Genomic DNA, 11,814 nt, shown 5'->3' on the forward strand with positions numbered 1-11,814 from the left:
GGTCGGGATCGGCGCGGTGTGGGCGGTGGCGGTGCTGTCGCTGCCGGCCGTGCTGGCCAGCGCGTGGCTGGGCGCCCAGGTCCCGTGGTGGGACGAGAACCAGGGCGTGGACCCGATCGGGCTCATGTTCCCGCTCGCTGGAGCGTTCCTGATCTCGCGGCGGCCCAGACTGCTGTTTCCGTGGCTGATGTGGGGCACCGGGGTGGTCTGGTCGGTGTACTCGCTGCTGTTCTCGCTGGCGGTCTGGATGTCGGTGTACGCTCCGGGGCCGCTGACGCCGTACGTCGCGTGGCCGGCCATCTGGCTGTGGTTGTGGGCGGTGCCGACGTTCACGGGGATCATGCCGCTGCTGTTCCCCGACGGGCGGCTGCCGTCCAGGCGGTGGCGGCCGGTCCTGTACGGCAACCTCGCGCTCATGGTCGGGCACTCGCTGCTGCTGGGCCTGTCCCCCGATCCGTCGTTCGAGCTGGGCATGCCGATGGGCAACCCGTTCGGCGTCGCGGCGCTGGGCACGATCCCCCAGGTCGTGGAGTCCTGGATCGGTCCGCCGATGATCCTGCTCTGCCTGCTCGGCGTGGTCTCCCTGGGCTTCAGGTACCGCGCGTCGCCGCCGGAGGTACGCCGCCAGATCACCTGGTACTTCTGGGCAATGGTGATCTTCGTCGGCTACTGGATCGCCAGCGCGGGCACCACGGACGAGGTCGTCATCGCGCTGCGCATCTTCGCGGCGGCCGGCATCCCCATCGCGATCATCGCCGCAGTCCTGCGCCACCAGCTCTACGGCATCAGGCTGATACTCAACCGCACGCTCGTGTACGGCTCGCTCGCGGTCGTCGCCGGCGTCACCTACTCGGTGCTCATGTGGGCCTCCAGCAGCGTGGCCGGCGACTACGGCGCGGTGGCCGGGCTCGTCGCCGCCATGGCCACGGGCGCGGCCTTCCATCCCGTGCGGCTGCGCCTGCAACGCTCGGTCGACCGGCTGTTCAACGTCGAACGCGACCCGTACCGTGCGGCCGACCTGCTGAGCCGTACCGTGCAGCGGGCCGGCGACCCGTCGGAGGCGCTGGCCGAGGCGATCTCCGCGGTGCGCTCCCTGGTCGGGGCCAGGGGCGTGGGCGTGGAGGTGTCGGGCGAGCCCGCGCTGTCCTTCGTGGACGGCGAGCTGGGCGCCCGGCCGCGGGCGACCGAGCTGACCTGGCACGGCACGCGGGCCGGGCGGCTGCTGCTGGCGGGCGGCCGCCTGAGCAGGGAGCAGCAGTCCGTCATGGCCGGGCACCTGGCCGAGCTGGCGCAGGCCGTCCGGCTGAGCACCGACCTGCGCGACTCGCGGGAGCGCATCAGCGCGACCCGCGACGACGAGCGGCGCCGGCTCGGCAGGGAGCTGCACGACGGGCTCGGGCCGACGCTGACGAGCGTGACGATGCGGCTCGACGAGGCACGGCGGCGGCTGGAACGCGATCCGGCGTCGGCGGACGAGCTGCTGGCCGGCGTGCGCGAGGAGATGACCAGCACGCTGAGGTCGGTGCGCGAGCTGGTCGACGGGCTGCGCCCGCCCGCGCTCGACGAGCTGGGGCTGGCCGGCGCGCTGCGCTCGTTCGGGCAGGGGCCGGGGCCGCAGGTGGAGGTGGCGGTGACGGGGCCGCTCGACGGGCTGCCGGCCGGGGTGGAGACGGCCGCGTACCGGATCGCCCAGGAGGCGCTGACCAACGCGCGCCGCCACGCGCAGGCCGGGTCCGTGCTCGTCACGCTGGAGCTCGGGGCCGAGGCGCTGCGGGTGTCGGTCGCCGACGACGGCACCGGCCTGCCGGAGTCGCCGTCGCCGGGGGTCGGGCTGACCTCGATGCGCGAGCGGGCCGCCGAGATCGGCGGGACCTGCGCGATCGGGCCGGGAGACGGCCGCGGCACCGAAGTGACCGCGGTGCTCCCGCTGCCGGTGTGAGGGCACACCGGCAGGCCACACCTGTGAGCCGCGCCGAACCCGAGAGAGTCTCGTCTGGCCAGACCCGGGAGGGAGCCTCGTCAAGCCGGTCCCCGGAGGGAGCCGCATGGAACGGGGTGGAACGCCTTTCTAGCGAAATGGGTTCGGTGACGGGGACGACGACGCCGGGGGGAGCCATGGCGGAATCAGGGGTACTGGAATTAAGGGTGCTGGGGCCGTTCGAAGCGGCCGTACACGGTCAGGCCGTGGAGCTGGGGGGCCCGCGGCTGCGGGGGGTGCTGGCCCGGCTCGTGGTCGCGCGCGGCCGGGCGGTCGGGGTCGAGACGCTGGTGGCCGAGCTGTGGCGGGGCCGCCCGCCGGCGGACGCGCAGCGGACGGTGCGCACGTACGTGTCGAGGCTGCGGGCGGCGCTGCGCCGGGCCGGCGGTCCCTGCGCGGAGGACGCGCTGGTCACCCGCCCGCCGGGCTACCTGCTGCGAGCCGACCTGACGGCGCTGGACGCGCTGCGGTTCGAGGGCCTGGCGGCGTCGGGCCGGCAGGCGCTGGACGCCGGGCTGCCGCAGGTCGCCGTGCAGCGGCTGACGGCCGCGCTGGACGTGTGGCGGGGTGACGCCTTCGCCGAGTTCGACGGGCATCCGGGGATCGCGGCGGAGGCCGCACGGCTGGAGCGGGAGCGGCTCTCGGCGATCGAGGCCAGGCTCGACGCCACGCTCGTCCTCGGGCTCGACGCGCGGGCCGCGGCCGAGCTGGAGGGGCTGGTCCACGCCCATCCGACGCGGGAGCGGCTGTGGGGGCAGCTGATGACCGCCCTGTACCGGTCGGGACGGCAGGCCGAGGCGCTGGCCGCCTTCCGTGCCGCCCGTGCCGTGCTGGTCGAGGACCACGGGGTGGAGCCGTCGCCCAGGCTGGCGGAGATCCACCGCCAGGTCCTGCGCAACGACCCCGCCCTGGACACCGTCCCCGCCTCAGCCGCCTCCTTCGCCGGACGTGGCGGTTAGCAGGTCGAAGCCGAGGCCGCTGGAGCGCTCGCCGCGCCCGGTGCCGCGCTGCGCGCTGAGCCACACGACAGGCCGGCCGTCGCGCCACCGGGTGCGGTTGTAGGCCACGGTGACCTTGGTGCCGGTCCGCGGCACCTCCTCCTCGTTGATGAAGTACGGCCGCCCGGCGTCGAAGCCCGCCCGCAGCAGCGTCGTGCGCGGCCGGACCGGAGCGGCGTCCACGGCGCCGGGCATGGCGGCGCGCTGGAGCTGGACGCTGCGGTTGTCGCCGGGCACGTGCACCGGGATGAACGGGATCCAGTTCTCCGGCACGGAGCTCATCACCTCGTACGCGATCGCCGCCCGCGGGTCGTCCGGCGGCGGCTGCGGGTGCAGCCTGCGCCGGTAGGCCAGCGTCTCGGCGGCGGCCTCGTCGCCGCTGCCGCCCTCGCCGCTGGCCAGCCGGACCGTCTGCTCGATCCCCCAGACCAGGTTGGCGTTCTCGTCGCGGACCAGGGACACCTCCTCCAGCGCCGGTCCCGTGGCCACCTTCGGCACGCCGGGCGGCAGCAGCAGGCCGCCGTCCGTGCCCGCCGGCGCGTCGCCGAGGGTGTCCAGCGTGTACATCGACCAGCGCTGCCAGTCCTGCCCGGCTCCCGTGCCGGCCGGGGTGATCCACAGCCGCTGCCCGAACACGTCGGTCACCGCGAGCCCCTGGATCGTGGTCAGGGTGCCCGCGGGCAGGTCGCAGGGCAGCTGGTACCAGTCGTTGCTGAAGACCAGCGCGAACTCCAGGAAGATCAGCCGGGCCAGGTCGGTGCTGTCGGGCGTGACGGCGGCGAAGTTCGCCTGCCCGTCCTCCAGCGCCCACCAGCGCGGCAGCGGCATCCCGGAGAAGCGGACCGGCACCGGGAACACGGTCCGGTTGATCGTCGTCGCGGCCGGCTGCGTGCCACCGAGCGTGTCGCCCGGCGCGACCGAGAACGCGTGCCAGTCCAGCTCGCCGCCCGGGTACTCGGGCGCGGTGAGCACCCGCTCGCCACCGGACGGCCCGGCGGCGGACACGGAGAACCGGTGTTCCAGCCGCCGCGGGTCCCAGGCCGAGTCTCCGTCCGGGCGGTTCTCGGTCACCCCGCCGGGCTGGTCGATCAGCGCGTCGAACCAGGCGACCAGGCGGTTGCCGAGCTGGTCGAGCTCGGCGCGGCGCTGCTGCGAGCCGGCGCTGATGCCGTCGGACGCCTTCCCGCCCGTCTTGACGTGCCGGTAGAGCAGGTAGCCGTCCATGCGCCGCCCCGCGAACGCCTGCGTGCTCGCCCAGACCTCCGGGTGGGCGACCCGCTGGAGGTCGGCGTCGGACTCCGGGTCGGGCAGGGCGATGGGATAGCGCTGGACGTACTGGTCGCGTACGTTCGTCGGGCGCAACGACGAGGACCGCCCGACCAGCTTCAGCCAGCGGCGGCCGATCGCCAGCCGCAGGTCGAACGAGATCGGCTCGGAGCCGAACGCGAACGGCAGCGCCCGCCGCTCGGCCACGGTCTCCAGCGGCCGGCCGCCCGGCAGCGGTCCCGCCGGGCTCCCGTCCCCGCCTTCCGGCCGGAACCGGCCGGGGGCGGCGGCCGAGACGGAGTAGGTGGCGGTCACCGGCGATCCGGCGTCCGCGCCGCGGAACTCGCCCATCTGCCATTGCCTGGCCAGCAGCCACAGCGGGTCGCGGATCTCCGCCCGCAGCGCCCGCCCGAAGTCGGTGGTCCGCGGGCGGCCCTCCAGCCGGTTCCACACCCCGACGGTCGGATGGTCGCGGCGGGCGAACGCCGCCGGGAGGTCTTCGATGCGCAGCTCAGTCATGGTCCGCCTTCCAGCGCACGTTTGCGACCGCGAGGTCGGTGCTGATCGTGATCGGCTGCCTGGTCGCCGAGAGCAGGGTCGCGGGCAGCAGATGGGCGTACGCGGTGTCGTCGAGGTGCCCGGGCTCGACGGCCCGGCTCCTGGCCAGCTCGAACGTCTCGTTCACCGCGGCCACCAGGTCGTCGAGGCTCCACGTACCGGTCTTCACCGGCGGGCTGACCAGCAGCATCGCCTGCGGCGGCGCGGAGTCGGGTGCGTCGATGTGCACCGCGACGCCCGTGGTCTCGCGCGCGGCCGGGACGACCTCGGTCCACTCGTCGAACAGCAGGCCGCACTGCGTCACGTCGTCGCCGGGCTGCGGCCGGGTCGCGTAGTGGGCGGTGAACAGCAGCCGGTCCTCGGTGATGGCCGTCCCCGGGGCGAACTCCATGCCCAGCCAGCGGTCGTTGGCCTTGAAGGGGAGCTGGATCGGCACGAGCTGGGGGTCGTCGTCGTCCGGGTGGTTGCCGAGCAGGCCGTCGTCGCCGCGGAGCGCGTCCGCGAGCAGGATGACGCGCTCCCACTGGCGGGGCTTGTCGCGCACCCGTGCGATGCCGTGCAGCCAGTCGTCGACCGGGAAGTCGCGCCCGATCGGCGGCTGGGTGAGGTGCCGGATCAGCTTGTCGCTGTCGTCGCGCGCCTTGCGGATGTCGCCGGCCAGCTCGGCCGACGCGGTGAACTCGGGCACCACGAGCACGTCCGCGCCGAGCAGCGCGCGCAGCGCGTCCGTCCCCGCCTGCACCCGGTCCGGTCCGGTGACCGCCTTGTCGTAGTCGGCCAGGCGGGCGGCGGCGGTGGCGAGGCGGTCGGTGATCTCGGCGCGCAGCGCGCGGGCCCGCTCCAGCAGCTGCCCGCCGAAGGCGACGATCTGGTCGTGCACCGCGCTCAGGTCCAGCCCGGCCGGGTCGAGGTCGGTCAGCGGCAGCTGGTCATCGACCTCGTCCAGCAGGCCGCTCAGCGTCGTCCGCCTGGTCCTGGCCACGTCGTCGAGGTCCTCCAGCCGGTTGTCGAAGGCCCTGCGCTTCGCGCCGACGCTCGTGCGGAACTGGGACGGCCGGTTCGGGAGGGTGGCGGCCGGCCGGGTGGTGAGCAGCCGCTCGGCCTGCCGCAGCAGCCGGAAGCGCTCGGCGTCCGGGGTGTCCCGGTGCAGATCGTCGTACCGGTCGAGTATCGCGTCGGCGTCGGCCAGCGCCCGGCCCATCCTGGTCGCGGTCTCGGCCACCGCGGCCAGCACGCCGGAGTACACGCCACGCCGCCAGGCGGCCAGCTCGCTCCAGCCGCTGCGCACCATGCCGAAGCGGGCGGCGGTGGCGGCCAGGCCGGCGTACCGGGCGAGCAGGGTGTCGATCTGGCGCAGCACGTCGGCGCGGCGCGGCGGCGCGGGCGGCGCCGGGTAGAGCCGTACCAGGTCTCCGATGTAGTCGTCGGTCTCCTCGCGGAGGTCGGTCAGGGAGCCGCGGACCGCGGTGATCCGCTGCCTCGGCAGGGTCACGGCGTCGTCGGCGCCCCTATCCACCGGCGTGCCGCCCGCGGCGGGCATCAGGTCGGTCGGCCGCAGCGGCCTGGACGTGGTGAGCAGCGACCGCAGCGCGGCGACCAGCGGGGACAGCTCGAAGAAGGTGATCTTGTCCTCGATCCGCTCGGTGTAGCGGATGGTCAGCTCGGCGTCGGGGCGCGGGCTGTCCTTGTCGACGACGACGCCGACGATCCGGTCGTCCAGATCGGTCATCGCCGCCTCCCCCGCCGGCCTGAGCGACCACAGCAGCTCGATCGGGCCCAGGTCGAGGTCGTCCTGGGTGACCGTACGGCTGCGGGCCTCGTTCTCGACCGGGTCCGTCCAGGTGACCAGGGCGGCGACCTTCGAGGCGGGCGGCAGCAGCCCGGGCAGCCAGTCGTCCACGGCGGGCTCGGCCTGCGCCCTGGGCGGGTTGCCGCGCGGCGAGCCGTGGTCGGGGTCGAGCCCCGGCCTGAGCCGTAGCCCGAACCTGTGGGTGAGCGTGACCCCGCTCCGCGGCGTCTCGACCACCGCGGGCTCGGGCGGCAGCCCTTCCTTGGCGTAGGCGTCGAGCGTCGCCGCGGCCCGCTCGGCGTTGCCGGCGAGCGCCTGGTGCGCGCTCTCGGCGACGGCGAGGTCGGCCAGCGCGTCGTTGACGTCGATCAGCCGCAGCACCTCCGCGGTGATGGCCGCGGCCTGGGCGGCGTCGGCCGGCGGCAGCTCGCCGTCGAGCCCGAACGGGTAGGTCCGCGGGACGTCGTTGCGGGTCACGTGCCGGACCAGGGCCAGGCCGTCCACCACGTTGCGGGCCTCGACCTGCTCGATCGCGACCGGCTCGTCCTGGCCGGTCGCCGTCTCGGAGATCTTCCCCGCCCGCAGCGGGAACGCCAGCCGCAGCGCGCCGATGAACACGTCCACCTCGGCCTGCCCGTGCCGGTCGTGCAGGCCGCGCTCCAGCCGGTAGCCGAGCAGCGCGCCCAGCGACTGGCCCTGGCGCATCCCGTCGAGCAGGCTGAGCGCGACCCTGACCCGTTCGGAGCTGAGGTTCACCGCGAACGCGCCGGGGTTGGCCTCCGAGCCGTTGGCGACGTACCCGGCCCGCAGGACCGCGGCGGTGCGCGCGTGGCCGGGCGAGGGCGCGTGCACGAAGCCGCCGTTCTCCGGATCGTGCAGCAGCGGCGTGCTGCCCTTGAACACCTCGGCGAGCGGGCCGCTGAGCTGGACGGGGGTGAGCTGCCGCGCGCGTGGCCGCACGTCCTCCAGCCAGCCGTACGCGCCGAGGTGCAGCCCGCGCCTGGCCGGCGCGGTGCCCGCCGGGCCGTAGCGCAGCTCGGCCAGCCGCTCATTGGCCAGCCCCAGCCGCCAGGCGTCCAGCCGGTAGGTGGCGCAGTCGATGTGCTCGGCCAGCACCCGCTCCAGCCGGGCGGTCGGCAGGTCGGCCAGCCGGCGCAGCGCCTCGACCTGCTCGGCGAGCTGCGCGGTTCCCGGGCTCTGCTGCAGGACGCCCGGGATGTACGCCTTCAGCAGCTGGTCGGGGCTGCCGGTGACGGCCGGCTCGGGCGAGTACAGGCGGCGGAACCTGCTCTCGGTCACCGCGGCCTGGCCTGGGCCCGGGATCCGGATGTGGATGAACGGCGGGTCGGCGGCCAGCTCGGCCGGATCGGCGACGCCGGCCGCGACGGCCAGGTTCCGCGCGGCGTCCGCCCAGCCCAGCAGCACCGCGTGGCGCAGCAGCAGGTACAGCAGGGCGGCGGGCGGCGTGTCGCCAGTGAAGCCGAGCTCCAGCCTGATCGTGTCCAGGTCGGTGCCGGCGGCGTCGGCGAGCCAGCGCACGTAGTTCCTGTGGTCCGTGGTGTAGTCGCGGATCCTGCCGGTCTCGGAGAGCGGGCGGTCGTCGATCGCCGGCGCGAGCAGCGGCTGCTGGAAGTCGACGAACAGGCGGCGCAGCAGGTCGGGATCCGGCCGCGAGCCGGGGTGGCCGAAGCGGGCCAGCAGGGCGCGGATGGGGCCGGGCATGTTCAGCCCGTCCAGCGCGGGCAGCACGGTGCCGCCGAGCCCGCCCAGGTTCTCGCGGTTGAAGATGTCCTCGACGCTCAGCGCGTACCGCTGGTAGAACTCGGCGGAGGTCGGGTGCAGCGCGAGGATGTCCAGCAGGACCTGGTGCGGGTCGCGCGTGTCCGGGTCGCCGGGGCGGGCGTCGGGGACGAGGCGGCTGACCTTGGCGGTGGCCGCCTGCCAGTCCTGCGCGGCGGCGGTGAGCACCTGGTTGAGGCCGCGGCGGTGCCCGGCGGTGGGCGAGTCCGGCCAGGCGAGCCGGGAGAACGCGGTGGTGGGCAGGATCCCGTACGGCTGCCTGCCGATCTTGACGGCGGGCAGCGGCCCGCGTCCCGAGACGTGTTTGAGGAAGAAGTCCCTGGTCTGGTCGATCGCGGCCGGGCCGAAGACGGGGTTCAGCGCGGTCCGCAGGTAGTAGCCCCAGGTCGCCGGCCACAGGGCGATGTTGGCGGCGCGGGCGTCGCGCTGGTCGGTGCCGTCCGCGTTCGGCATGCCGTCCAGCACGGCGGGATCGAGGCCGAGCAGCTCGGCGAACTGCAGGCCGTCGGTCCTGGTGGTCCAGCCGGCGGCGGCCCCGTCGGTCAGGGCGGCGGCCAGGCCGGCCGGCATGAGCCCGGCGGCGGCGAGCCCCGCCGCGGCGCGCAGGCCCGCGTCGGCCTCCGCGCCGGGGTCCTGCCCGGCCGGCTGCTCCTCGGTGTTGTTGGTCGGCGTGCCCTGGGGCAGCAGGCTGTACCCGGACGGGCTGCGGAGCTGGCGGGTGATCAGCCCGGCCAGGTCGGCGGCGGACTGCGCCGGGGTGGACTGCTGCCGCAGGCCGAGCACGACCAGCCGGTCCAGGCCGCCGCGGCTGCGGTCGTCCAGCGGGATGCGCAGGCCCATGCCGACCATCACCGCGCGGTCGAAGTCGGTCAGCCAGCGCAGCTCGTCGGGCACGTGCAGCGCGCCGGTCTGCTCGTTGATCGTGAGCTGGTCATCGGCGCCCGGCTGCGGGCTCACGGCCAGCGTGGCGGGCACCGCCGCCCCGGTCACCGACACCACCTGCTGCCCGCCGACGTAGCCGATGGCCACGAAGCGGTCGGGCAGCAGGCGGGCGCGGGCCCCCTGGGTCCACGACTGCCCGGCGACGGACTGGGCCGCGAGGGGCGGCAGCACCAGGAACGCCACCAGGACGTCGTCGCCCGGGTCCACGGGGGCGGCCTCCAGCCCGGCCGGGCGGCCCGCCTTGATGGCGTTCGCCCGGGTGGCGCCGACGGCGGCCAGCAGCGCGATGTCGGCATCGCGCTGCTTGGCGCGGTCGCCGTGCGCGCGCCAGACGGCGCTCCAGTAGGTGATCGCGGGCTGCCGGTTGTTCGCCGCCGGCGCCTGGGGGCCGGCGACCACCAGCACGGTCGTGCCCGCGGGGACGCCGGCCGGCTCCTCTGACTGGTTCGCCGGCACGCGGGTGCCGAGCAGCCAGCTCGCCCGCCCGGCGGGCACCCGCGCGGTCAGCTCCCGCCAGGCGGCCTGCAGCAGGGCGGCGCGGCCGCCGGCGGCCCAGCGGGCGATCCAGTACGCGTCGATCGCGGCGATCTCGGCCTCGGTGGGCTGCGGCTCGAACTTGTCGACCGCCCACTCGTCGGGGAACACCCGAACGAGCAGCTCGGTGGCGGTGAACCTGGTCTCGATCCGGACCGGGCCGAGCAGGACCGGGAAGTCGTCGCTGAGCTGGTTCGCGGCCACGGCCTGGCCGGGCGGCGTCGGGAGATCTGTCATCGCGGGAGCATCTCCTGTGCGTGCACGGCCACCAGGACCGGGACCTGGAAGAGGATGTAGGCGAGGTCGGCGGAGCTCAGGCCCGAGTACCAGAGCGGCAGGTTCTCGTCCTCGCCGCGCTGCTCCTGCTTCTCCTGGTCGTCCTCGGAGCCGTCGAACGCGGCCAGCGGGACGGTGGTGCCCGGGTCGAGCTCGATGAAGCCGTGGTGGTGCGGGTCGACGTCCTCCCACGAGAGGTCGTTCCACACCTCCACCGGGGCCGGCGGGCCGTCGTCGAGGCCGAAGCGCGGGTCGCCCGGGCGTTCCTTGAGCACGAAGAACCAGCCGGCGTCGTCCGGCGGGCTCCCGATCGCCTCCTCGGCGTCGAGGTCGAAGCCGAGCAGGTAGATGTCCGGCTCGATCTTGGCCTCGTACAGCGGGAGGCGGATCCGGTCCCGGGCGGGGACCGCGCCGTCGGGCACGTCCGCGAGCGTGCGTTCCTTGGTCAGGTCCGGCAGGCCGTCGTTCCCCGTCGGCCAGGCGGCCTTGTGCGCGTAGACGGCCGCGGTGGGGTACTTCTTCAGCAGCTCGCCGCGGATGGCCAGGACCAGGTCGTTCTTGCGCGGGCCCACGGCGGGCGGGCGGTTGCCGTTCCCGCCGAGCAGCCCGTCCAGGGGCCAGGTGTGCATCGGCGGGATGTCGTAGCCGCGCTCCCTGCGCTGCTGCGGCGTCTCACCCGGCACGGGCAGCGCAGCGCCGGGGTCCCAGAACTGCCTGAACGGCGTGCCGCGCTGGTCGGTGGGGTACTCCCGCCAGAGCAGCTCCCTGGCCATCTCGTGGTTGAGCCCGGCCAGGTAGGACTCGATGAACTCTCGGTTGTTCTCCAGCAGGGTGATCGAGTTCGCCGGGAGCAGGCTCAGGTTCGGCACGAACGCGTCCACGCCGAGGTCGAGCAGCGCCTGGTAGGTGGGCAGGTCAAAGACCGGGTACGCCATGGCCTCGATGAACCGGTCGGCGAACGGCCGCAGCCGCTCGGGCAGGTCGACCGATTCGAGCAGGTTCTTCGGCACCGTGTGATCCGCGCCCAGACCGGCCAGCACGGAGGCGGTGGCGTCGTCGACCTGCAGCCGCCTGCGGGGCTCCGCCCGGCCGACCGCGGTGGCGACGCCGAGGCCCTGGTACAGCTCGCGCAGGGCGGCCTTGTACCGCAGCGCCTCGGGGCTGTCGTTGGCACCGGGCGTCGGGGCGACCGGGTCGCCGATCGGCCGCAGCACGAAGTCGGGGCTTCTCGGCAGGCCGTCCACCGGATCGAGCACGACCCTCGCGCTCCCGGCCACCGCGCCGCCCGCCGGGCCTTCCGCCTGGGGTGGCACGGGGTGGAGTACGGCGTCGAGCTGCTCGGACGTGACGACCGCGGCGGGCGTCTCCTTGGGCGCGGCCGCGGTGACCGAGTCGGGCTCGTCGTCCATCCGCGGCACCAGCGCCTCCGGTGGCCGGCCCGCGCTGAACGGCAGCGCGCGCATCAGCCGCGACCCAGGGCGGGTGATCCGCCGCATCGCGGGCGACAGCGGCGCCGCGGCGACCTGGCTGGTCGAGACCCGGAAGCCGATCGCCACCTGCTCTGCCGGATCCCCTCCCACGGTAGCTCCGGCGGAACCCGGCGCGGCGGAGGAATCGGGCGGGAGAGAGGGGCCGGACGGGACGGGGGCGGCGACGCGGGAGTGGGCCGGGGC

At 74.9% G+C, this 11,814-nt stretch carries 5 protein-coding genes; 2 read left to right on the top strand and 3 right to left on the bottom strand.

The annotated features are described in order from the left end of the window. Both ETD85_RS53715 and ETD85_RS53720 read left to right on the top strand, forming a co-directional pair. Nucleotides 1-1,939: sensor histidine kinase (locus ETD85_RS53715; RefSeq protein WP_338087256.1), on the top strand; the 1,939-nt coding region annotated here is incomplete at its 5' end. A gap of 176 nt (nt 1,940-2,115) precedes the next feature. Next, entirely contained in the window at nt 2,116-2,937 is an 822-nt protein-coding gene (locus ETD85_RS53720; protein WP_170247343.1) for an AfsR/SARP family transcriptional regulator, read from the top strand. Here the strand turns inward: ETD85_RS53720 and ETD85_RS53725 are convergent. The 3 genes from ETD85_RS53725 to ETD85_RS53735 all read right to left on the bottom strand — a co-directional run. After that, complete coding sequence (locus ETD85_RS53725; RefSeq protein WP_138697591.1) at nt 2,905-4,761, bottom strand: hypothetical protein; 1,857 nt, start codon at nt 4,759-4,761, stop codon at nt 2,905-2,907. The two genes, ETD85_RS53720 and ETD85_RS53725, sit on opposite strands and share 33 nt — an antisense overlap. Further along, entirely contained in the window at nt 4,754-10,102 is a 5,349-nt protein-coding gene (locus ETD85_RS53730; protein ID WP_138697592.1) for a hypothetical protein, read from the bottom strand. The genes ETD85_RS53725 and ETD85_RS53730 overlap by 8 nt, the downstream gene beginning before the upstream one ends. Continuing rightward, the coding region (locus tag ETD85_RS53735; RefSeq protein WP_206059461.1) for a hypothetical protein at nt 10,099-11,814 on the bottom strand (1,716 nt) is incomplete at its 5' end. The genes ETD85_RS53730 and ETD85_RS53735, both read right to left, overlap by 4 nt.

Origin of the sequence: Nonomuraea zeae (assembly GCF_005889725.1) — a bacterium.
GTDB classification, from domain to species: Bacteria; Actinomycetota; Actinomycetes; order Streptosporangiales; family Streptosporangiaceae; genus Nonomuraea; species Nonomuraea zeae.